An 18,837-nucleotide genomic window follows, 5' to 3' on the forward strand; every position below is an offset into this window, starting at 1 on the left:
GGCGGCGATTTCAAGGAGGGATTTTAAAACGATCGCTCCCCATGTTGCTTTTTGCAAAAGGCCAGCCTATATCGCGGCTTCTGCACGCGCCCATCGTCTAGCGGTCAGGACGGCGCCCTCTCACGGCGCAAACCGGGGTTCGATTCCCCGTGGGCGTACCAACAAATCAATAACTTAGTAGCTGTCGCGGCCCTTGGTGTCCAGAAACTGTCCAATATCGCCTGGGCAACTGAATGTGCATTCCTGCCCTTCAGTCATTTTCTCGAAATTTTTGTTCTTGCGGCGAGCTAACACCGCCGAGCATCTTTATAGGACAAGACTCGGAGCGGGCTCGAGACCGACGCAAGCCTGATGAGGAAAGGTGGATGGGCAAGCCAATCATCCACGAACTTGCCGATTTCGTGAATGAGCTCCGCCTCTCGCCCGGCAAGCATGCGCCGCAATGTGGTTCGCCAGTCATCAAGAAGAGGTCTTCAAGGGGCCGGTTCGATCGCGCCCTTACACGGCATGCGCTGAGGCTGCAGCCGGTGCTGCCTTCCAGGCGCACCTCCGGATCGACAATGATCGCTGCACAGCGCGGCGCGTTCGCACCACCCTATCAAGCAGGATGGGTTCAAACATAGGGCACTTCTCGTGAACACCCCACAACACCAGATAGCCCTCAAGGGGGTCAACAGCTTACGCGGTTACAACGAGAGCAGCACACGTTCCCTTTCCGTCGCACCTGTAGCTGTGTGCGCTGCTTGCATCGAAGTACATCGCGTCGCCGGCATGCAGCAGGCGTTCTCGCCCTTCTAAATCTACCCAGAGTCGTCCCCTGAGAACGTAGATAAACTCCGCGCTCCCGTGTCGATGCGGCTCAGAGGCAGGCGCCCCAACGGCAAACTCAGCGTAGAATGCTTCCATACGACGGTTGGGAGCGGGATAGTCCAAACTCTCGAACAGATACGTGGGATTGCTTTCGAGGGGATCGCTTGGAAGCAGCAGACGCTCCGACTTTCGCACAACCGTAACGACTGGCTCTTCCTCGTTTGCTCTGAAAAAATGATCGAGGCCAACACCGAAAACCATCGCGATCCTAAGCAAGGTCGGCAGTGTCGGGATCATTTGCCCGCGCTCGATCTTTGACAGCATTGCAGGCGAGAGGCCGGTGTGGCTGGCCAGCCGAACGAGCGCCAACTTTTTCTTCAGTCGGAGCGCCTTTACGCGGGTGCCTATCGCATAACGCTGGAGCTCGTTCGAGAGCGTATCGGAGATCAAAATCAAACTCCTTTTCCTCCAGCGAAATTATTATAGGGAGATTTTCGTCACAAGATAATATTTTGTCCTGTAACGAAAATTTGACTGGCAGGAAAAGTGAATTTGCCCAAATGACAGATGCGCAACAGAACCAACAGCGCCGAGAGGAGATCATTATGAGCTTTAAAAGTATCGTGTTGGCCGCTTCGATGGCTTTCGCCGCAAACACCGCGGTCTTCGCCGCAGACAAGGACATCGTCGAGACTGCCGTCGGGGCTGGTCAGTTCAAAACGTTGGCAGCGGCACTCGACGCTGCTGGGCTGGTGGAGACTCTTAAAGGCGCTGGACCATTCACCGTCTTCGCACCAACTGACGCAGCGTTCGCCGCTCTGCCAGCAGGTACCGTGGAGAAACTGCTGAAGCCGGAGAATAAATCCAAGCTTGCAGAAATCCTCACCTACCATGTTGTGTCGGGCAAGGTCATGGCGGGAGATCTGAGGGACGACATGAAAGCTGCTACTGTAGAAGGTGCCGACATTACCATCGACCTTGATAATGGACCGATGGTGAACGACGCCAAAGTCGTGACTGCAGATGTCGCAGCGTCAAACGGGGTTATTCACGTCATCGACAAGGTGATGATGCCGCCAAACGGCTGATAGACGTCTTGCCAGGAGACCCGACCAATGAAGTTCATCAACATTCTAACACTCGTCCTTCTCATCGTTGGAGGCTTGAACTGGGGGCTCGTCGGCGTTTTTAACCTCGACCTGGTAGCTGCGATCTTCGGGAGTGGTTCTGCGCTGGCAAGGACTGTCTATACCTTGGTCGGCTTATCGGCAGTCTGGCAGGTTAACCAGCTGGTTTCTGCAAGCGGCTCTAGCAAACCGGCAATACATCGAAACTGATATGCCTTCCGTGGGGCTGCCGGCTTTGTCGGCGGTCCCACTGATGTGCGTCTAGAGACATGCATTCCACCATCATTCTGATAGCCTTTTTGATAGCCAGTTTCGCCGCCGCTGCGACTGGGGCGGTCTTTCGGCCGGGCGACTGGTATCGGCAGTTGGACAAGCCTAAGTGGCGGCCGCCGGATTGGTTGTTCGCACCAGTTTGGACTGTTCTTTATACATTGATAGCCTTCTCTGGCTGGCTGGTCTGGCGTCAAGCAGGCTTTGTCGGCGCAGCTCTTCCTCTAACCATTTATGCAGCTCAGCTTTTTCTCAACGCAGCATGGACGCCGATCTTTTTTGGCCTCCACCGAGTTGGTCTGGCATTGGCCGAAATTCTCATGCTTTGGGCGTCTATCATGGTGACGATTATTCTTTTTTACCTGGTCAACTCAGCCGCGGCATTTATTCTGATGCCTTACCTTGCTTGGGTATCCTTCGCGTCAGTGCTGACTTTTTCCATATGGCGACGCAACCGCGCTACTTCGACGAAGTTCGCATGAAACCACGGTGGATCGAAGTCAACGACCGAATGCAGCGTGGCTACCGCTACGCCCGCGTTGCTTCTCCGGGCCGTAACTTTCATCCGGATTTCAACCCGGACCTGACCCCTTCCGAAATGCTAAAACTTGGCGTGTTCGGCGGTAAATATATAAATGATTGCACTGCAGAGTTTCCGAAAAGTTGGTTTGCGAACGCGAAGCTGTCGCCGAACCACAAAAAGCCATCTCTAAATTGGTTCGGCGTTGATGCGAGCCAGCCGCTGAGCGTGTGGCGTGCCAAGGGCTGGATACATCCCGATGACCCGCGTGGATGGTTCCAATGGTACTGCCGTTATTATCAAGGGCGTCGGTTATTTGGAGAGGACGAGAGGCAGATCGCTCGCTGGCAGGCTATTCGTCGACACGTTTCTCAGCTTGTCGGCGCCTGCCACCCAGGTGATCTAAGGTGCCGCCCGCGCCAGCGGCAAGCTCTACTGCACTGGGCTTATGATAGTCGCTCTATGTAAATTTCGCGCACCTAGTGCCAATAGACATTCGCAGACAGTGGGCACGCAGGTTGACGAGCGTCAGGAAATATCGGCGCACATCGGATAGAGAGACAATCTGTCCTTCGCACCTGCCGGAATCGCGTAGAGCCGCCAGATGACGCACCCGCGGTTCCCCTCCGCGCCAAGTGGCGAATCGGAGAGGAGCCCTTGTCCGCCCTTCCGTGATGACACTGTGAACACCATGCTCTAACCTTGATTGGTATGCATTCGATGGGGTGAGAGGGACATGATCGGTGGAGTCACACGCCCGCGTCGGTTGGCTGGCGTTACAACACCCTTTGCTACTGTTGCATTCGCAATCCTTACGCTGGCTGTGCTTGCCGGACTGGCCATGCTGATGATTTGGCAGAACTACCGAACTGCTGTAGAAAGTGGCGAAGCACGCGCTTTATCGTCCGCTCAGGTGGTCGCAGCGCACATCGAATGGATGATGGAAGCCAGCGACCAGGCTCTCAGGCGCATCGATGCCGCGCTCAGTAATTACCCGGTCAGCACTTCGGCTGACAGTATCGCCGACATCCGCAAAGCCGTCGGTGATTTGCCTGAAGGCTTCCAGTATTCCGTCTACGATGAGACGGGCCATCTCAGATATTCAAGCGTCCCGGAAGCGATCGGTATTCAGGTTTCCGATAGAGAATATTTTAAGAGAATCCGCGATGGCGAACAGGTTGTTGTCTCGCCACAGCTTAAGGAGCGTCTCAGCGACGAACAAGTGTTTGTCGTTGCGCGAAGGATTTCGCGCGGGGGACGTTTCAACGGGGCTGCCAGTATTGCAATTCCGACGACCGCAATGGACGAGTTCTGGATGCTGCTGGAGCTTGGGCCACATTCCACTGTTTCTGTTGTCCGCGAAGATGGCTGGCTTGTTGCCCGTCATCCCCAGCTTCCGGAAACAATAAATCTAAACGCGTCGCCGTTGTTCAACGACTATCTTCCAAAAGCTCCGAGTGGCTTCTACCATAACGCGGCATCGGTAGCAGACGGCGTGTCGCGGATCGTCGGATATCGCAAGGTCGATCTCTGGCCGTTGGTTGCCATAACAGGGATCGAACGTGGCGAGGCACTCCAGTTCTTCTGGGGTAGCCTTCGCGATGGCCTCTTGATCGGCGTCCCAGTGATTATTCTGCTTGCTGGCGGCATGTTTTGGATATTGCGCCTTCTTCGGGGGGACGCGGGAAGACGTCTGGCGCTTGAACAAGCTCTCGAGCGCAACAACTTCCTCATGCGCGAAATCCACCATCGCGTGAAGAACAACCTTCAAGCGGTCTCATCGCTCGTGCGGTTGCAGCCGCTTCCCCAGGACCGAAAAGACGACCTCTCCGCGCGTATCGCCGCAATGGTCGCCGTGCACGAGCATATTTACGGATCTGACCAGTTCGAGGAGGTCGAGGTTGCCTCGTATATCGGACGCATCGTCAAGGATTCAGCCGAAGGCTTTCGCGGCCATGTTACTATCGAAACGCAGATTGAGCCTTTGAGGCTTGGGTCAGCCCGTGCCATGCCGCTGGGCTTGCTCGTCAACGAACTAGTCACAAACGCCTTCAAACATGCGTGGGTGAACAGAATTGATGGTCGCCTCGCCGTCAGGCTGACTGTCTTAAACGGGAAAGCGGAGCTTATAGTCGAAGATGATGGACTAGGCTATTCGCACGATCGCCGTACTGGAATGGGAAGCAGATTGATCGAAGGCTTCGTGATGCAACTGGGAGGCACGATCAAGGTCGATGTCTCGGCCGGAACCCGAGTCATTGTGTCGTTTTTAGTGCACTGATAATTGCTTGGCGAAGGCTCACAAAGTTTGGCGACACCAGCCTCGACGAGACAATGTGCAATGCGCACAGGATGGTGTCGCATGATAACCGCGCTGCGGTCCCGTCTCAGCCTGTCTGTGCAAGCAAGCATTGACGTTTCCCGGTCGCTTGCCGCTACGTACTACGAGACGCATCTCCTTGGTTGGGGCGTAGCTGAAACCGGCGCTTGAGGACCAGCGACCATGCTTCTCTGTCCTCGGGGCGTACCGGCCCGTACAATTACGGGTGTGTGCCTTGCAAGCGAACTTGCTAGGCCAGGTTTTTCGACGAAGACTCCAACCCTGGAGTGCTCTCGTGCTCGCCGCAAAGGCCGGACAAGGAATTTGAGCTTAAGGGTCGAAATCCGTCGAAGCAGGCATTCGCTTTCGTAGGCAGCAGCTCCGAAGAAGTCGACAAAGGTTTCCAGGTTTTCGGCGGACATCCCAACGAAAACGCTGCATTGACATAGGCCGGCCACTGCATACCATCCTGCCACTGCATACCATCCTTCTGATGGAACCGTGCTAGGACTGTTCGGTCGTGTTGCCGTCCGGGCCGCACTTCGATGACCCCGATTTACATCAGGCCATGCTGTCAGCGTTGTTCCTGGGCTTTCCGGACTTACACGGCAAATTCCTGATAATCACAAATCCCGATCTGACCGCTCGTGATTCTGCCCGCGTTGAATACGATCCCGCCACCCGGCGAAGTCGCCGCCAAGATGGAAATCCATGCGTTGAAAGATTCCACGAGTTCCTGGATCTCGAATTCGTCGAGCCAACGGCTCATCGCCGGTTCCCGATAGACAGGTGGCGCCGGCCCTACTTCGGCTGCTCGAGCGTCGCGGAACTAATAGAGCTGCCTTCGGTTTGATAACGAATTGGAGGATCAGCCATGATCAAGAAGCCAGCTTATGAACACGGCGCGCGCGAACTTAAGCCACGCCAGGGTCCAGATCCCAGCGACGACTTTTCCCAAAAGGCTGCCGAAAACAAGAAGCCGCCGCTGGGCATAGGCTTGACCGAAGCGACTCATGAACGCAGCGAAAACGATAAATCCGACTTGCGAGATGGGGATCGAGGCAATCCGGAGACCGACGCGCAAGGTCAATCTGAGAAGAAGCATGCCGGCGGCAGAAATAACGGCGTGTCCAGTGCAAACCCACGTGTTTTGTCCAAGGACGATGATGGGGACGCCACCTTCCCTCACACGGCAGCCCGAGGCGAAGACAGCAACAGCTGAAGCCTCGTGTTTCATTGATCAAGGCAATGGCGGCATTTCTGACCGTTGGGCATTCCAATCGATCGATCGAAGAATTCATCGGCATGCTGCGCGAGGCGCGGGTAAGCCTGCTGATCGACGTCCGCTCTTTCCCGCGATCTCGTACAAATCCCGCTTTCAACATAGACCGACTTCCGGCCGAGCTTGCGAAGGTGCAGATCGGCTACCGGCACTGCCCCGCGTTGGGAGGCCGGCGAAAGAAGCAGCCCGAAACGGACAAGAACGTCAATGCACTATGGCGAGTTCAGAGCTTCCACAACTACGCCGATTATGCCTTGAGCGACGCTTTCGCCGAAGCCCTGGCCGAGGTCATCGAACTCGGCCGCCATGGTCGAGTGACATTGATGTGCTCGGAGGCAGTCTGGTGGCGGTGTCACCGCAGAATCATCGCTGACTATTTGTTGTTGAGCGGTCATCCGGTCGACCATCTAATGTCACCAGGGCGCGACGAGCACGCCCGGCCCACTCCAGGGGCGATTAGGGCGCCCGGCGGCAAGGTGAATTACCCGTCCGTCTAGCAGTGGCTGGATGATGCTGCGGGCCTTTGCCCAGCGCCGTTTTGCTGCTCGGTGGAGTTGTTTTGATCCGCCACTAGCCAACGGAACTCAACATCGCCGCCCCGCATTATAGCCACCCTCGCCAATACGGAGAGTGATGTGGCAAAGTTCACGACATCCCAAGAGCGGCGACAGCGTTTCGAGCGAACGCAAGCGGAGGCCAAGGCTGCCATTCAAGCCGAACGCGCCGCCCGCCTCGCCAAGTCGGCAAAGTTGCGCGAGGCACGCCTAGCGGCTGAGCAGGACAAGAAGCAGAAGGCGAAATAGAAGCCTTTCCCGGACCTAGTCCGCCTGTCCCTCATCGCCATTGGGCTTTTTAGTTTCCAGAATTCCGAAATCGCTGGAATGGCTGCCTTCATGGGCGAGCGGGAATCCTTCGGCAGCAAGGCCGCGCCGAAGCAATTCCCGCACCGCGGCGGCCCGGCTCGGCATTCGTTTTTCGAAGCGCCAGTCATCCAGCGCTCGAAACTCGTCCGGGCTTAACATCACCTGCAAACGGTCTGGACGCTCTAACCCCGCCACGGGAGCCTCCCGAATGAGTAACTGTCTAAACTGGTATGGAGATAGCAATTGTCTAAAAAGTTGCAAGAGCCGCTGACTACCCTGCCGGCTTCCTATGTGTGCACCGACCATTGTTACAAGGACGATTACCTTACTAACTAATTGAATTTCTTGAGATATTATTCTTGCTTCCATTGCCTCGGCAGCACAAGGAGAGTATGGTTGTGATGAGGGGCAATCCTGTCCGCGAGCGGAGGATGCCATGAAGTTCAATAACAACCCTGCTTTTTATACTGCGGTGAGCCATCAGGTGAGCCGGGCGCTTCACGAGTTTGGAATCGTCAACGTCGCGGCCATAGCCGCCAGCCTCAGACGACAGACCCCGTCGGAGAATGTGTACGACATCGAGCGCGCGGTGTTGGGATACGCAAACCTGATCGGCGCGCCCATACTGTTTGATAGGGCTTTGGGAGGCGGATTTGACAAACCTGGCCGGGGAGAAAGTCGCGGCCTTCTCGTTGAGTTCTTTGAAGGAGATCCGGACGCCCTGAATGATTAAGGGTGTTTGCCCTGGCACTAAATCCTGTCCCGAAGCTTAGGAGCGGGCAATTTTAGGCGGCCGAACTTGGTGAGTGCGGTCGATGGGACGCTGAAGGCGTCGAAGCCCCCTACAAATTTGTCCGGAACAATCTTCCCTTTCGCGCTTTGCCTGCGCGAGCAGTGCGCATGTCGCGCGCTCCGAAACGGCTCTGGCGCGGACGGGTCGGGGCGAAGCGGGCGTTTCGTTCCTCGACGTTGGAGGCATCACGATGAACTGGTTGTTTGGCATAGCCGATGAACTTTTTGGGAAATGGCATCAGCGTCGACAACTCCGCCGTCGGCTGCGAAATCGGCAAGCCGCCAGCGCCGCCAGGTTCAAGGCTCTGCAACGATTCCGACCCGCGGGGTGAAAAGGAATGCTGTCATGCCCGACCATCCAATCATTGACACGGTGAGCCCATTTCCCGAACGCGATGGTGAGACCGATCGCGCGACGCGCATCCGTCGGCGTTCGTATGGGATGCGGGCCGCAAGCACCGACGCGGAGCAATTCATTGACGATGAGCACGCGGCTCCCAAGACAGTTGGAACCTCTGAACCGGCTCCCGACACGTCCAAGAGCACAGTCGCGAACCGCGACGTTGACGGTCCACGCAAGGCCAGCACAACGCCTCGGCCAACCTCCAAGCCATTGGCGTGACACATGGAGCGGCAAGGCGGATGCCAATGTGGTGCTGTTCGCTACAAGGTGAGCGACGAGCCGCTGCGGGTGGGCCTTTGCCACTGTACGGATTGTCGACAAACGAGCGGGTCCGCTTTCACCATGTTCGCGGTATGGCCCCGCGCCTCATTTCGCTCGACGTCCGTCGTCACCACCTATCGCGGACGCTCTTTCTGCCCGGATTGTGGATCCCGCTTATTCTCGCTCAGGCCCGACGAAGCAGAGATCATGGTCGGCTCTCTCGATGACGCACCTTCCGGGCTGGTGCCACGGTACGAGATTTGGGTACCTCGGCGGGAAAGCTGGCTCCACGGTCTGCCATGGGCTGATCAGCACGCCGGGGATCGTGTCGACGAAACGGAAACCGAGCGGGATGGGATAAATCTGGAATGACAGCATCATTCAGTCCCTTCACGAACTGGTGGCCGACGGCGACTCGCGCTCGAGGACCGGGGGCGACGAGATCGCAGAGTGCTGATTGAGCCCGGCTTTTATGTCCGCTAGGTGTCGGGCAGTCCTCCGGAGAACCTGGGTGAGTACGGCGCTCCCTCATCGCGACGCACCTCCTGGCCGTTGGCACGCCGATTGTCCGCCTGCCGCTTGAGACCTTCAAGCGCCTCAATGTCGTCGGCATAAGACGATTGGCCTGGGTGCAATTTAGCTTGCCGACGATAGAAGGCGATCCACTTTGGCAAATCCGTCAGGGGATAGGAGTTCGCCCATGCGCCCCGCGCCATGGTGAAGCTGGTGCCATCGGGATCGAGGGTCGCTGTGGTCTTCACGATCTGGGATGTTTTCAGGAATCGTCGGAGAATAAGATTTCGACGCTATACGCTTCGGCATAAACTACAAATTCTGGTTCAGCTCCAGCTTCGAGAAGAGCCCAGCCATTGCGCCGGGCCCTTTTGTTTGAGCGCCACCTGATGACGCCGCCGCTGCGGGCTCGAAGAGCGCTTACATACCCCCAACGTTTGTGCAAAACGGATTGTAACTCACATCCCGATTCGCTGAGCACGCCTGCTTGACGTCAGCCGGTCGGTATCGTTCATCTTGTCCCAGACCTGCTTGAACTCAGCCGGCGAACGAACATTGGTCCGGGATTCGTCGGTGTAGAAATCCTGGGTTTTCGGCCCCTTCAGATAATTGCCGGGGTCGGTGTCGCGGCCTTGTGTATTGGACGACTTGTCCTGCGCATAGACCGTACCCGACGTTAGAAGAATGGCAGCTGCGGCTGCTAGAACGAGTTTCATGGGGGTCTCCTTCTTGGTGAAGAGCTGCCCTCAAACGGCTCTGCGCTTCAACCGCCGCCCATAAAAATCGTTCCATCTCCGATGGCATCTTCGGCCAGTGTCCGGGCGTCCAATTGACTATTCGCATGACCCGCAAGCTAATGGACGCCGGGGATGGGAGCGGCTCAATGAGCGACGGGCAGTTCGAGGTCCTTGGCGGATTGTTCATGATCGAACGCGGCATAAACAGGGTTTTCCTGAAAATGCTGCTTCACCATCTTGCGACCGACCTTCCTGCATTCCGTTTGGACCGGCTGCTGGACGAGATGTATGTCATGCAGGAAAACATGCCGATGTCAGAAGCGGGCACAGGCAGCGATGAAGGCGATCGACAAGGCGTTGGGCTAGCGTTTTGGGGAGAACTCATCACCATGGTTGAAGATGCTCGAAACGTTGCGCGAGAGCGCCTGAAGGACATCTTTTAGGCCTCACGCCAAGGCTGCACGTGCCGCGCGCTTGATGAAGACCAAGAAGCTGCGCGAGGCACGGCTGGCGGCCAAGAAGCAAGAAGCAGAAGCCAAAATAAAAAAGCCCCGCCGCGCCTGAGGGTTAAGCGCGACGGGTAGTTTAAGCGGCCGAATTGGGGGTCGGTGGGGCGCCGGCCGCTCGAGTACATTAGCAGGTCCAGACGGAGAGACCCGGGCAATTTAGGATTATACTCGATGGTTTCAACTGGAGTTCTCGGTACCATGTGCACGCTCGCACAAAAAGAAGCCCGCCGCTTCGAAAGGCCGTAAGCAGCGGGCCTAGGATCGCCGTCTCGGGGGAAGCAAGGTGGTGATCCAACCTTCAAATTTCTAGCCGCGTCGGAAGTTCCACCTGCGGACTACGAAAGACCGAAGACTCTCAGGCTCCATCTTCGCCTTGAGGTGCGCGCCCCGACTCTCGACACTTCCGCTCGAACTCATTGTGCCAGGCGACCTGTTCAGGCGACATATGGCCGTTGTGGCGGGAATAGTCAGCCGGCCGGTTGTTGAGCAGGTTGACCGCGGTATGTAGATTCCTGCGGAGCTGCATCAGCGCCTCGCCGTGCGGGCAAAATGCGGATAGCCTTAGAAAGGTGTCGCCAGCGACCCTGTCCAAAACCGAGACCTGCCGTTCGATCTTCTGGAGATCGTATTCCCGAATCGTGTCGTGGCGCTTGCGGCGCGGCATGTGCGTTGCTCCTCAAGCCCCTGAGGTTTCAGCTACGCCCCAATGAGGGAGATGCCTCTCTCATTGTCTCCCGTCAATGCCGGATTGACTCTTTTGTTCCATTTTTGTTCACTGCGGAACGGAGGGCAGCTTGGAGTATTCCGCCATGGAAAGTTTGCCGATCAAGGTGTCGGTAGCGACCGCTACAAAGGACGAACTCGACCGAGCTTTGGCAGCCGCTACCGCCGTGTTTGTCAAAGGTGGAATCGATCCTGAAACTGCTGCGACCGGACTTTTTGAGCTCGAAGGGTTTGATATGCGCGGCTTCAAGGGGAAGCTTTCACCCGATGCGTGCGACGCGGCCTTTGTATGGATGGAGGCGGAGAGTGCTGCAGGCGAAGCAGCCAGCGCCAATTGGAGCGAGGATCGCTTGCCGCCCGACGTCAACCTGGCGCTGCTGATTGATCCGGAATCACAGTTGGCGGACCGACCGAAGGCGCTGGAGATGCTGCGGGAGATCGCTGCCAAGGGCAAAAGGAACGACCGGGACGGTACGCTTGCCTGGATCGTCGTCGACCATCTCAAGGACAGGTGGAAGGCGAAGGAACTCGTCGACAATCTGACGGTCGCGTTCTCGACACTGGCGGGAGCGAGCTACTATCCCGACGAACCCGTGGAGCCGAAGCGTCAGGCTGCGCTCGATGCCGTCGACGCACTCGAGGCGGCCTAGCATGTGCGGCCGCTTCACCCGCTTCCACTCCTGGGCGGACATCCACGAGATGTATCGCCTGCTGCCGTCGACCGAAACCGGCCGAAACACCGAGGCGCGCTACAACATCGCCCCGACCGAGGACGTCTATTTCGTCACCGCTGACGAGGACGGCGGCCAGAAGGTCCGCCAAGGCCGCTGGTGGCTGGTGCCATGGTGGGCGAAGGAAATGCCGAAGGGCGCGATGTTCAACGCCCGCATCGAGACGGCCGACACATCCAGCGCCTTCAAGGATGCATGGAAATCGAAGCGCTGCCTGATCCCGGCCGACGGCTTCTACGAGTGGACGAAGAACGCCGAGGATGGCGGCCGAGATCCTTGGTTCATCCATCTGGCCGGGACGCGGCCGTTCAGCTTCGCCGGTCTGTGGGCGCACAACAGCAAGCTCGACGTGACGAGCTGCACCATCATCACCATGCCGGCGGCGGAGCCGATGACCCAGTTGCATGATCGCCAGCCGGCCATCCTGGCGCCGGAGGCCTATGACGCCTGGATGGACCCGGCGACGCCTGCGGCCGATGTGAAGCCGCTGCTTGCCAATAATCTGGATGGCGATCTGCAGTTCCATCGCGTCGACCGCAGCGTGAACGCGTCCAGCAAGACGGACAAGCCGAACGACGACGCCTCCATGATTGGACCGATCAGCCCGCTATGAGCAACGGTCTGCTGCCTCAACAGAAGATGCCGAAGCTGATCGTCGCGGCAGCATTCGACCGCGGCGACGATGGCGAACTATTCCCCGTTTACGGCCCCGTCGAACAGCAGAGCGAAGAGCGTGCGGTGCGGGTTGCCAAATCGCTCGCGACGAAGCATGCCGGCGTCATCGCCTGGAGCCGCGAAGCAAACCCGGCGATCGGTGAATATGGACCCCCAACAACGCTGTTTCAGGCGGGCGAAGTGCCGGAGATGGAATAGATGAGCGACGAACTGCGGCCTGGCGAGACGCCTGCGTCAGCGCCGAGTGGCATCTTCGTGCACTACTGCGAGCGGGAGGGCAGCTCAGCCTGGGGCGGCTGGCGCTATTCCCGCACGAAGCAGGAAACGCGCTGGTTCTGCTTCGGGCATCGCGACCACGGCGAGCGCCTGCTCGGGCGCTGATGGCGCGAGCAATCCGGCCCGGAACTTTTTCGAATTGCCGAGGTTGCTAAGCGTCGGCGCCATGCCGACCTGTGGGCTCCTGCCCAAATAGGCCCGCTGTCTGTTCCCTCGCAGGCGGCGGGCTTGGGCTTTCCGAGGTAGGCTGAAATGTCATTTGATAATGTTGCGCGGATCGCTGGATTTACCGGGGCCGACCTCAGTGCGCTTTTGGCGGTATTTGCCAAGGCAAGCGCGAACATCGACCCGACCCATCATGATGAACTTGGCCGACGCCTTATCAAATTGTATCGCGCGGGGGTGCGAGACCCTGACATGCTGGAGAGCTTCGCCGCTGACGCCCTGAAGCCCTCGCGACGCAAGCGGGAGGTCCCTCGCACGCTTTATGGGGAGGCCGGCATCATCAACGTCTGCGACATGTAGCATGCAACTCACCCCTCACGCGTTCTCCGCGGTGGCAGCTCTCGTGATCGTTCTGGCCTTGATCGCTATCTACCACCTCGTTTAGGCGGGGGTCAGCTCTTAGGCCCGCTCGACGGACTCTATTGAAGCATGCCGCAGATCCTCCTCGCCGCGCAGATGGCGTACCGTTGCCATAACGCCCGGTTCCAGCCATTTGGCATCAGGCTTTGCTTCCATCCCTTTCGGCAATGGCACTCGCTTCGCCCTGACGCGGGAGAGCAATCTCTCCTTGATCCCGCGGTTGGTGATGAACGCGCCGCCCCGGTAGTTGTTTTGTCGATCCACCATCAGGGCCATTGTCGGCTTGCCGCGGCCTTCCAGGACACCAGCTACCTCCAGCTCGGATATCGCGTAGCTCTTGATTTTCAGCCAGGCGCGGGTGCGACCGCCGATATAGGAGGCCTTCGCACGCTTCGAAACGATGCCTTCGAGCCCCATCGCGTCAGCGGCCTGATAGAAAGCCTTGCCGCCACCCTGTACAGCCTCCGAAAACTGGATTGCTGTGGGAGGCTCATCCAGCACGATCTGGAGCCGCTCCCGCCGCTCGATCGTCGTCTCGCCACGGATGTCTTTGCCGTCGATCATGAGCATATCGAAGGCGATAAAGACCAGCCGACCGGGACTGCTTTTGATAGCTGTCTTGAGCGCCCGGTAATCCGATCTGCCATCCGCGTTCAGGACCGTCATCTCGCCATCGAGAATGGCGGAGTGAACCGGCAATCCCCCGACCTCCCGAACCGCGGCGCCGTACTTCGCCGTCCAGTCGGCCCCGCGGCGGGTGAAGCCCTGGACCTTACCATCCTCCAAGGCGAGCAGCGTCCGGTAGCCGTCGTGCTTGATCTCGTGAATCCATTCCTCACCGTCGGGCGGCTGCTCGACGAGGGAGGCAAGCATAGGCTCTATGAACTGGGCACTCATGAACAGCACTCGACAGACGCGATTCAATCCGGCCGAACGGATTCCGTTCCCCGGAACTGCACGACGTTATCTGTGTTGTAGAATTTTCTAATGGGAGGCAGCATCATGGCTGACGATAAGTCGAAAACCGGCCAGCAAGATCGTGACCGTGTTGCGGGCGGCCAGGACTACGAGGTGCAGCATCTGGCTAAGGAAACAGGCGTTACGCTCGAACAGGCTCTTCAACTCATCAGAGCCTATGGCAACGACCGGGAGAAGCTGATGAAGGCGGCCAAGGGGCTTGCAAACAACAAGCCGAGCCCCCGCTCATCGCGCCTGTGATGGTCGGCAAATTGTCGGGCACCTGCCCACTGTGCCATGACGCGCGCTTTGTTTGCGAGGATCATCCGCGCCTGGCGTGGCCTGACGAGTGCAATTGCGGCGCCCCTGGTAAGCCATGCCCGGTTTGCAACGCGGCGCCAGGCAGGCCGCGACTTCGAGACGGCTTCGTAATCGACGAAGAGGTCGACGAGGAGTTGCCCGGAGAGAACCGGTGAAGCGGGACGTGCTGTTTTGTGGGCGGCTTTGGTTGCATCGCCTTCAGCATCTTCATCGCCGTCTGGCTGATTGGCGGTTCTTTCTCCCCTGCCTGCCCTCCGTCACGGTCACCTAGCGGTCGGAAAAGTTTGTCGATCGTGCTTCAACGTATGCAATGGCCAGGTCAATCTGGCCTTGGGAGGGTTCTATCTCAAGAAACCCCTCGCGATTTCGAGCTCCAACGATGCGGCCAATTCGGCCTTGGTGTGCGCTCCGCGCTGAACGAGCATCTCAAGCAGACCTGTGAGACGATCGCGCTCTTCTGCCTCAGCCACCGAGAATGCAATTGAGTACGCCTCCGCGACCTCGGAGATCAACGCAAGGTGCTGAGGTGGCATCGGGGTGTTGGAAAGTGGCATATTTCCCTCGGGGGGCTTAATTGAAAATCGGCAGAAGACCGGAGGAGTTGTGTGTCGGTCTTCTGCCGCTCGAAGGTCACACTACCAGGATGTAGACGACCTTTAGCGTGGCCGGCTCGACGATCACGATGCGGCCGTCGGCGAGCACGAAGTACTCGTAATCGCGGTAGGCCGGCACGATCTCCACTACGCGGGGCGGAAGCCGATGGAGGGTGACCGTCCGCGGAACGACAACGCCGACATTGACGTCGATATCGATGTCCACCGGCTCGGACTTGACCTCCCGGAAGACCCGCGTGATCTCGGTCTTCTGCTCAGCCTTGATGTCGATGCTGCCTGTCGTCTCTGTCGACGGCTTTGTCTCGTCGGTGGCCTGGTCCTCCTTCGTCTGACCAGGAGCAGCTTCCTTGGCAGTCGTCTCGCCGGACTTTTGCTTTTGGCCCGGAGCTTCCCCATGGGCTGTGCTCTCGTCGCTCTTCTGCTTCTGACCCGGGCCACCTTCAGCAGCCGACTCGTTGGTCTTGGGCTGCTCCTCGCCGGTTGCCTGATCCTGTTTCTTCACCTGGCCGGGAGCGGCTTCCTTTGCATCCACTTCGCCGGTCTGCTGCTTCTGACCCGGCGCGGCTTCCGTAGCGCTGCTGGCCTCACCGCTCTTCTGCTCCTGCCCGGGCGCCGCCTCGGTTGCGGAATTGGCGTTGGGTGTCTTGATGATTTCTTCCTGAGAACCTTCGGTCCCCTGCGTCTCCTGAGCCTGGAGGGTGGCAATGGCCGTGCCCGCAAGGAAGGCTGCACTGGCCGCCGTCACGATTAGTTTGCGCATGATCGTTTCCTGTTCGTCTGGTTGCTGGGGGTGGGCTCCCGCTCACCGTTGCGTTCAGTCGAGGATCTTCACGATCTTGCGCGTTCCGGGCTCGACCACATAGGTGCGGCCACCGACGACCGTGTAGCTGTAGGTCACGTCCGGAGCGTCGATCTTGTGAATTTCGACGGTATCCGGAACCGTCGAACCGATGTTCAACTCGACGCCGGGAAGGTCGATCGAGGCGATCGGCTGTTTCTTCACATACTCGCGAATGACCGTCTCCTGCTCGGGAGCGATGACGATCGTCTCGGCCGCCGCGATATGGACGCCACCCAACAGAGCGATACCTACGAGCAATGCCTGAACCTGCGATTTCATGGAAAATCTCCGTGTGTCGTTGAAAACGGCGTGACCGGTTGGTCCTGCCGCCTGCCCAACGGCAATTGGCCTCGGGCGTTCCAATGGCGGACCTTTGCCGCAATCGCAGGGACTAAAGTCCATGAGGCTGGGACTTTGGGCCCAAGTCGTCATCGCAAAGGTCCCCGGCTTCCCTGAAGAGGAAACCGGCGCCCTCTATCGTCGTTTATCGGCGAGATTTTTTTCGGGGTGACTGCAATGGACAACAGCATCTACCAAGCACGCTGGCTTCTGGCGCCCGTGTTCACCCTAGCCGTTATCATGACAACCTTGGGGGTGATCGCATCCTAGCTTCCCGGTCAGTCAACGTCCCTTCCTGCCGGGTCGGCCCGCCGCTTACCATCGGGCGGCGGGCTTACTGATCAAGCCGGAGGACGATGGAGTTAACATGCTCTCACGCCGCATTTTCCTCTACACGCTCTCCGCCGCTTTCATCACGGCGCTGCCCCGTCGAGGCAAAGCCGCAGGCAAGGGCAACGGGAACGGTAACGGCGGCGGCAACGGGAATGGCGGGGGCAGCGGAAATGGCGGCGGCAGCGGAAATGGCGGCGGCGGCAAAGGGAATGGCGGGGGCAACGGAAACGGCGACGGCCAAGGTAGTGGCAACGGCAACGGTCAAGGGAATGGCCAAGGGGGCGGCAAAAACAAAGCGGATGCTAACCAGAAAAGTGCCACACGAAACGTGATCGGCATCGGAAATCCCGCCAAGGCAAAAGTGCGGGTCCGGCACTGGAACGGCTTCGAGGAAACGCTCCGCGCCGGTCGCTACGAGATGAAGGACAATCGCGGGCGCACGATTGTGAATAGACCTGCAACGCGCAAGGACGTGGCTCGGCTACGGCAGCTCACAGGAAACTGAAACAGGAACTTGCGTGACTTAACTGACGTTCGACACGCGAAGGGACCGATTTAAAAAGGAGATAGGTTATGGCTGACGGACCTACAGTCGTAAACAGCGGCGGTGGCGGAGGCGGCGCAGTCGCCGCCGTTGTTGCGATTATCGGCCTGGTGATTGTCCTGTTCTTCACAGGCGTTATCGATTTCGGCGGTACCGGGGGCACGCGAAACGTCGACGTGGATTTCAATTTGCCGAAGGTGGAGTCTCCGAGTACGCCTGCGCCGGCAGCGCCGAGCGCGCCGGCTGATGGCGGCTAATTAGATTTGGGCCCGCCGGTCTCTTCGGTGGGCCCTTTCTCTTGGGCGCGATCGGATTTCCAGAGGAAGCGGAGCATGGCGGACGCCGCGAACTACGTATTTGACGAAGGTCTCACGCTCTGGTCGATTACTCAGACTGGGCAGCACCCCAAACTGCAGAATTCGCGCCTCGTGCTTGACCTCAAAGCAGGCTCGACAAGAGAAGATGCTGAGGAATTGGCTACGCTGCTTGACAAACTGGTCACCGGGTACAGGCTACGCTTTGCTTTGCCCTGAGCATCGCCGTTGGAGCGTGGCTCATCGCTGGTTTTTTGCTTCCATACCGGCGCGTGGACGAGACCAACGGTCGGCCCCACCGATTAGTTTGCCTTTTCCCAGCAGCGGCCTAGATTCCTTTGATCGTCGGCGCGCCTTAAGCCACGACGACTGCCGGAAGAGATCGCAGATGCTTCGCCCCGAAACAAGAGGAGAGCGTCGATGTACTCTAATGTAATCCCGATCCAGAAGAATCTGCTTCGACGTGCTGTTGACGATTATTGTAGCACCTGCGGTATCGTCGACAGTAACGAAAGAATGTACGTAGCCGGGCTCGTCGGTGCGTTTTTCAGCACGGGCTTGATCAGCATGAAGGACCTGCATCGCGGCTTGAGTGACGCCATGGGTCCGTGGGAAACGGCGCTGATCGTGCTGCAGCGCCTCCAATAACCGTTCACGCAGCATTCAGGAACGACACAATAAATTCCATGCTTTCTCCATGGCTTGGGGTTCGCAGACGTGTCTCAGGAACTCGACCCGCTCACGAAGCGGGCCAGGATTGCCCTTTATGCCAGTCTGGCTATCGGGTCTGGCCTCATGGCCGCACTGGTCATTTTCTTGATGGCATACGAAGGATAGCGGAGCCTGAGCGGGCCACTGCCGGCGGTGTGGTGGCGTCTTGGCCGGCTTCTCGAAAGGCAAATGAGATAATGTTGGGAGCGGCGCTATGTGCTGCAGCACGGCGGCGGGTCATCCAGTTCTAGTCCACCACCATCAAACCAAAACCCGGCCATCGCTCTGGGCTTAGGTATCTCTTCGATTCCGGGCGAGGCCTCCACCTAGTGACGCGTTGGCTTATGACACGGGCCCATCGCATCTTCGAGACCTTGCCGCAGATGGGCCAAGTCGAGCGCGCCTAGCGCTACCAGCGCACTTACGAGTTCGGCTACGTATACTCGTTCATCGGTGTCTGTGATGC

The 18,837-nt window shown here is 58.4% G+C and carries 31 protein-coding genes and 1 tRNA gene; 23 read left to right on the forward strand and 9 right to left on the reverse strand.

Features of this window, described 5'->3' with window-relative positions; all coding sequences use genetic code 11:
- The first annotated feature begins 86 nt into the window (after positions 1-86).
- A tRNA-Glu gene (locus D8676_RS11570) sits at positions 87-161 on the forward strand.
- A 204-nt stretch (positions 162-365) separates the two neighbouring features.
- A complete protein-coding gene (locus D8676_RS27030) occupies positions 366-623 on the forward strand; it encodes a hypothetical protein (protein ID WP_147448184.1) in 258 nt (85 codons plus the stop codon).
- 55 nt (positions 624-678) lie between these two features.
- Here D8676_RS27030 and D8676_RS11575 read toward each other — a convergent pair whose 3' ends face one another.
- On the reverse strand, positions 679-1,260 hold the full coding sequence (locus D8676_RS11575; protein ID WP_121581104.1) for a cupin domain-containing protein: 582 nt from the start codon (positions 1,258-1,260) through the stop codon (positions 679-681).
- A gap of 155 nt (positions 1,261-1,415) precedes the next feature.
- Between D8676_RS11575 and D8676_RS11580 the strand changes: the two genes are divergently transcribed.
- From D8676_RS11580 to D8676_RS11600, 5 genes are all read left to right on the forward strand, one after another.
- Positions 1,416-1,898, forward strand: coding sequence for a fasciclin domain-containing protein (locus D8676_RS11580; RefSeq protein ID WP_121581105.1), 483 nt, complete (start codon positions 1,416-1,418; stop codon positions 1,896-1,898).
- 27 nt (positions 1,899-1,925) lie between these two features.
- Complete coding sequence (locus D8676_RS11585; protein ID WP_121581009.1) at positions 1,926-2,147, forward strand: DUF378 domain-containing protein; 222 nt, start codon at positions 1,926-1,928, stop codon at positions 2,145-2,147.
- Positions 2,148-2,206: 59 nt separating this feature from the next.
- A complete protein-coding gene (locus D8676_RS11590) occupies positions 2,207-2,689 on the forward strand; it encodes a TspO/MBR family protein (RefSeq protein WP_121581010.1) in 483 nt (160 codons plus the stop codon).
- Complete coding sequence (locus tag D8676_RS11595; RefSeq protein ID WP_121581011.1) at positions 2,686-3,195, forward strand: hypothetical protein; 510 nt, start codon at positions 2,686-2,688, stop codon at positions 3,193-3,195. Before D8676_RS11590 ends, D8676_RS11595 begins: the two co-directional genes overlap by 4 nt.
- Before the next feature lie 268 nt (positions 3,196-3,463).
- Entirely contained in the window at positions 3,464-5,008 is a 1,545-nt protein-coding gene (locus D8676_RS11600; RefSeq protein WP_121581012.1) for a cache domain-containing protein, read from the forward strand.
- A gap of 640 nt (positions 5,009-5,648) precedes the next feature.
- Here D8676_RS11600 and D8676_RS27285 read toward each other — a convergent pair.
- The gene (locus tag D8676_RS27285; protein ID WP_183097062.1) at positions 5,649-5,816 is read right to left on the reverse strand and encodes a hypothetical protein; all 168 of its coding nucleotides are present in this window, start codon (positions 5,814-5,816) and stop codon (positions 5,649-5,651) included.
- A gap of 105 nt (positions 5,817-5,921) precedes the next feature.
- Between D8676_RS27285 and D8676_RS27035 the strand changes: the two genes are divergently transcribed.
- The 3 genes from D8676_RS27035 (at position 5,922) to D8676_RS27290 (ending at position 7,132) form a co-directional block, all read left to right on the forward strand.
- The gene (locus D8676_RS27035) at positions 5,922-6,269 is read left to right on the forward strand and encodes a hypothetical protein (protein WP_147448185.1); all 348 of its coding nucleotides are present in this window, start codon (positions 5,922-5,924) and stop codon (positions 6,267-6,269) included.
- A 26-nt stretch (positions 6,270-6,295) separates the two neighbouring features.
- Entirely contained in the window at positions 6,296-6,826 is a 531-nt protein-coding gene (locus D8676_RS11610) for a DUF488 domain-containing protein (protein WP_121581106.1), read from the forward strand.
- A 138-nt stretch (positions 6,827-6,964) separates the two neighbouring features.
- Positions 6,965-7,132, forward strand: coding sequence for a hypothetical protein (locus tag D8676_RS27290; protein WP_183097063.1), 168 nt, complete (start codon positions 6,965-6,967; stop codon positions 7,130-7,132).
- A gap of 15 nt (positions 7,133-7,147) precedes the next feature.
- Here D8676_RS27290 and D8676_RS11615 read toward each other — a convergent pair whose 3' ends face one another.
- Positions 7,148-7,387 carry a hypothetical protein gene (locus D8676_RS11615; protein ID WP_121581014.1) on the reverse strand — a complete coding sequence of 80 codons (240 nt, stop codon included), beginning with the start codon at positions 7,385-7,387 and terminating at the stop codon, positions 7,148-7,150.
- Positions 7,388-7,628: 241 nt separating this feature from the next.
- Between D8676_RS11615 and D8676_RS11620 the strand changes: the two genes are divergently transcribed.
- Both D8676_RS11620 and D8676_RS11625 read left to right on the forward strand, forming a co-directional pair.
- Positions 7,629-7,925 (forward strand): hypothetical protein, encoded by a 297-nt coding sequence (locus D8676_RS11620; protein ID WP_121581015.1) that lies wholly within the window; start codon positions 7,629-7,631, stop codon positions 7,923-7,925.
- A 684-nt stretch (positions 7,926-8,609) separates the two neighbouring features.
- Complete coding sequence (locus D8676_RS11625; protein ID WP_121581016.1) at positions 8,610-9,020, forward strand: GFA family protein; 411 nt, start codon at positions 8,610-8,612, stop codon at positions 9,018-9,020.
- Between the two features lie 107 nt (positions 9,021-9,127).
- Here D8676_RS11625 and D8676_RS11630 read toward each other — a convergent pair whose 3' ends face one another.
- A complete protein-coding gene (locus D8676_RS11630; RefSeq protein ID WP_121581017.1) occupies positions 9,128-9,409 on the reverse strand; it encodes a hypothetical protein in 282 nt (93 codons plus the stop codon).
- Between the two features lie 210 nt (positions 9,410-9,619).
- Complete coding sequence (locus D8676_RS11635; RefSeq protein WP_121581018.1) at positions 9,620-9,877, reverse strand: hypothetical protein; 258 nt, start codon at positions 9,875-9,877, stop codon at positions 9,620-9,622.
- A gap of 167 nt (positions 9,878-10,044) precedes the next feature.
- Between D8676_RS11635 and D8676_RS11640 the strand changes: the two genes are divergently transcribed.
- Positions 10,045-10,341 carry a hypothetical protein gene (locus D8676_RS11640; protein WP_147448186.1) on the forward strand — a complete coding sequence of 99 codons (297 nt, stop codon included), beginning with the start codon at positions 10,045-10,047 and terminating at the stop codon, positions 10,339-10,341.
- Positions 10,342-10,762: 421 nt separating this feature from the next.
- Here D8676_RS11640 and D8676_RS11645 read toward each other — a convergent pair whose 3' ends face one another.
- On the reverse strand, positions 10,763-11,071 hold the full coding sequence (locus D8676_RS11645) for a hypothetical protein (RefSeq protein WP_121581020.1): 309 nt from the start codon (positions 11,069-11,071) through the stop codon (positions 10,763-10,765).
- A 130-nt stretch (positions 11,072-11,201) separates the two neighbouring features.
- Between D8676_RS11645 and D8676_RS11650 the strand changes: the two genes are divergently transcribed.
- The 5 genes from D8676_RS11650 (at position 11,202) to D8676_RS11670 (ending at position 13,337) form a co-directional block, all read left to right on the forward strand.
- Positions 11,202-11,780 carry a hypothetical protein gene (locus D8676_RS11650; protein ID WP_147448187.1) on the forward strand — a complete coding sequence of 193 codons (579 nt, stop codon included), beginning with the start codon at positions 11,202-11,204 and terminating at the stop codon, positions 11,778-11,780.
- 1 nt (position 11,781) lies between these two features.
- Complete coding sequence (locus tag D8676_RS11655; RefSeq protein WP_121581022.1) at positions 11,782-12,474, forward strand: SOS response-associated peptidase; 693 nt, start codon at positions 11,782-11,784, stop codon at positions 12,472-12,474.
- A complete protein-coding gene (locus D8676_RS11660; protein WP_121581023.1) occupies positions 12,471-12,734 on the forward strand; it encodes a hypothetical protein in 264 nt (87 codons plus the stop codon). The genes D8676_RS11655 and D8676_RS11660 overlap by 4 nt, the downstream gene beginning before the upstream one ends.
- Positions 12,735-12,917: a hypothetical protein gene (locus D8676_RS11665; protein ID WP_121581024.1), complete on the forward strand. Its 183-nt coding sequence runs from the start codon at positions 12,735-12,737 to the stop codon at positions 12,915-12,917. It begins immediately after the preceding gene.
- 147 nt (positions 12,918-13,064) lie between these two features.
- On the forward strand, positions 13,065-13,337 hold the full coding sequence (locus tag D8676_RS11670; protein WP_121581025.1) for a hypothetical protein: 273 nt from the start codon (positions 13,065-13,067) through the stop codon (positions 13,335-13,337).
- A 99-nt stretch (positions 13,338-13,436) separates the two neighbouring features.
- Here D8676_RS11670 and D8676_RS11675 read toward each other — a convergent pair whose 3' ends face one another.
- Positions 13,437-14,294: an RNA ligase family protein gene (locus D8676_RS11675; RefSeq protein WP_147448188.1), complete on the reverse strand. Its 858-nt coding sequence runs from the start codon at positions 14,292-14,294 to the stop codon at positions 13,437-13,439.
- A 105-nt stretch (positions 14,295-14,399) separates the two neighbouring features.
- Here D8676_RS11675 and D8676_RS11680 point away from each other — a divergent pair, with 105 nt between their 5' ends.
- On the forward strand, positions 14,400-14,615 hold the full coding sequence (locus D8676_RS11680; protein WP_121581107.1) for a DUF3606 domain-containing protein: 216 nt from the start codon (positions 14,400-14,402) through the stop codon (positions 14,613-14,615).
- A 690-nt stretch (positions 14,616-15,305) separates the two neighbouring features.
- On the opposite strand, the gene D8676_RS11695 is transcribed toward D8676_RS11680, so the two are convergent.
- The gene (locus D8676_RS11695) at positions 15,306-16,049 is read right to left on the reverse strand and encodes a DUF1236 domain-containing protein (protein WP_121581029.1); all 744 of its coding nucleotides are present in this window, start codon (positions 16,047-16,049) and stop codon (positions 15,306-15,308) included.
- Between the two features lie 54 nt (positions 16,050-16,103).
- A complete protein-coding gene (locus tag D8676_RS11700; protein WP_121581030.1) occupies positions 16,104-16,409 on the reverse strand; it encodes a DUF1236 domain-containing protein in 306 nt (101 codons plus the stop codon).
- A 427-nt stretch (positions 16,410-16,836) separates the two neighbouring features.
- On the opposite strand from D8676_RS11700, the gene D8676_RS11705 reads away from it, so the two are divergent.
- The 4 genes from D8676_RS11705 to D8676_RS11720 all read left to right on the forward strand — a co-directional run bounded on the left by D8676_RS11705 (position 16,837) and on the right by D8676_RS11720 (position 18,308).
- Complete coding sequence (locus D8676_RS11705) at positions 16,837-17,307, forward strand: hypothetical protein (RefSeq protein WP_121581031.1); 471 nt, start codon at positions 16,837-16,839, stop codon at positions 17,305-17,307.
- Positions 17,308-17,375: 68 nt separating this feature from the next.
- Positions 17,376-17,603 carry a hypothetical protein gene (locus D8676_RS11710; protein WP_121581032.1) on the forward strand — a complete coding sequence of 76 codons (228 nt, stop codon included), beginning with the start codon at positions 17,376-17,378 and terminating at the stop codon, positions 17,601-17,603.
- Positions 17,604-17,678: 75 nt separating this feature from the next.
- Entirely contained in the window at positions 17,679-17,879 is a 201-nt protein-coding gene (locus tag D8676_RS11715; RefSeq protein ID WP_121581033.1) for a hypothetical protein, read from the forward strand.
- A gap of 201 nt (positions 17,880-18,080) precedes the next feature.
- Entirely contained in the window at positions 18,081-18,308 is a 228-nt protein-coding gene (locus tag D8676_RS11720; protein WP_121581034.1) for a hypothetical protein, read from the forward strand.
- Positions 18,309-18,837: the final 529 nt, after the last annotated feature.

Origin of the sequence: Mesorhizobium sp. YM1C-6-2, from assembly GCF_003666685.1 — a bacterium.
Classification (GTDB): Bacteria; Pseudomonadota; Alphaproteobacteria; order Rhizobiales; family Rhizobiaceae; genus Mesorhizobium_K.

Coding starts and splice junctions, on each gene's coding strand:
- D8676_RS27030 (WP_147448184.1), top strand. CDS start 366: ATGGGCAAGCCAATCATCCACGAACTTGCCGATTTCGTGAATGAGCTC.
- D8676_RS11580 (WP_121581105.1), top strand. CDS start 1,416: ATGAGCTTTAAAAGTATCGTGTTGGCCGCTTCGATGGCTTTCGCCGCA.
- D8676_RS11585 (WP_121581009.1), top strand. CDS start 1,926: ATGAAGTTCATCAACATTCTAACACTCGTCCTTCTCATCGTTGGAGGC.
- D8676_RS11590 (WP_121581010.1), top strand. CDS start 2,207: ATGCATTCCACCATCATTCTGATAGCCTTTTTGATAGCCAGTTTCGCC.
- D8676_RS11595 (WP_121581011.1), top strand. CDS start 2,686: ATGAAACCACGGTGGATCGAAGTCAACGACCGAATGCAGCGTGGCTAC.
- D8676_RS11600 (WP_121581012.1), top strand. CDS start 3,464: ATGATCGGTGGAGTCACACGCCCGCGTCGGTTGGCTGGCGTTACAACA.
- D8676_RS27285 (WP_183097062.1), bottom strand. CDS start 5,816: ATGAGCCGTTGGCTCGACGAATTCGAGATCCAGGAACTCGTGGAATCT.
- D8676_RS27035 (WP_147448185.1), top strand. CDS start 5,922: ATGATCAAGAAGCCAGCTTATGAACACGGCGCGCGCGAACTTAAGCCA.
- D8676_RS11610 (WP_121581106.1), top strand. CDS start 6,296: ATGGCGGCATTTCTGACCGTTGGGCATTCCAATCGATCGATCGAAGAA.
- D8676_RS11620 (WP_121581015.1), top strand. CDS start 7,629: ATGAAGTTCAATAACAACCCTGCTTTTTATACTGCGGTGAGCCATCAG.
- D8676_RS11625 (WP_121581016.1), top strand. CDS start 8,610: ATGGAGCGGCAAGGCGGATGCCAATGTGGTGCTGTTCGCTACAAGGTG.
- D8676_RS11635 (WP_121581018.1), bottom strand. CDS start 9,877: ATGAAACTCGTTCTAGCAGCCGCAGCTGCCATTCTTCTAACGTCGGGT.
- D8676_RS11640 (WP_147448186.1), top strand. CDS start 10,045: ATGAGCGACGGGCAGTTCGAGGTCCTTGGCGGATTGTTCATGATCGAA.
- D8676_RS11645 (WP_121581020.1), bottom strand. CDS start 11,071: ATGCCGCGCCGCAAGCGCCACGACACGATTCGGGAATACGATCTCCAG.
- D8676_RS11655 (WP_121581022.1), top strand. CDS start 11,782: ATGTGCGGCCGCTTCACCCGCTTCCACTCCTGGGCGGACATCCACGAG.
- D8676_RS11660 (WP_121581023.1), top strand. CDS start 12,471: ATGAGCAACGGTCTGCTGCCTCAACAGAAGATGCCGAAGCTGATCGTC.
- D8676_RS11665 (WP_121581024.1), top strand. CDS start 12,735: ATGAGCGACGAACTGCGGCCTGGCGAGACGCCTGCGTCAGCGCCGAGT.
- D8676_RS11670 (WP_121581025.1), top strand. CDS start 13,065: ATGTCATTTGATAATGTTGCGCGGATCGCTGGATTTACCGGGGCCGAC.
- D8676_RS11675 (WP_147448188.1), bottom strand. CDS start 14,294: ATGAGTGCCCAGTTCATAGAGCCTATGCTTGCCTCCCTCGTCGAGCAG.
- D8676_RS11680 (WP_121581107.1), top strand. CDS start 14,400: ATGGCTGACGATAAGTCGAAAACCGGCCAGCAAGATCGTGACCGTGTT.
- D8676_RS11695 (WP_121581029.1), bottom strand. CDS start 16,049: ATGCGCAAACTAATCGTGACGGCGGCCAGTGCAGCCTTCCTTGCGGGC.
- D8676_RS11700 (WP_121581030.1), bottom strand. CDS start 16,409: ATGAAATCGCAGGTTCAGGCATTGCTCGTAGGTATCGCTCTGTTGGGT.
- D8676_RS11705 (WP_121581031.1), top strand. CDS start 16,837: ATGCTCTCACGCCGCATTTTCCTCTACACGCTCTCCGCCGCTTTCATC.
- D8676_RS11710 (WP_121581032.1), top strand. CDS start 17,376: ATGGCTGACGGACCTACAGTCGTAAACAGCGGCGGTGGCGGAGGCGGC.
- D8676_RS11715 (WP_121581033.1), top strand. CDS start 17,679: ATGGCGGACGCCGCGAACTACGTATTTGACGAAGGTCTCACGCTCTGG.
- D8676_RS11720 (WP_121581034.1), top strand. CDS start 18,081: ATGTACTCTAATGTAATCCCGATCCAGAAGAATCTGCTTCGACGTGCT.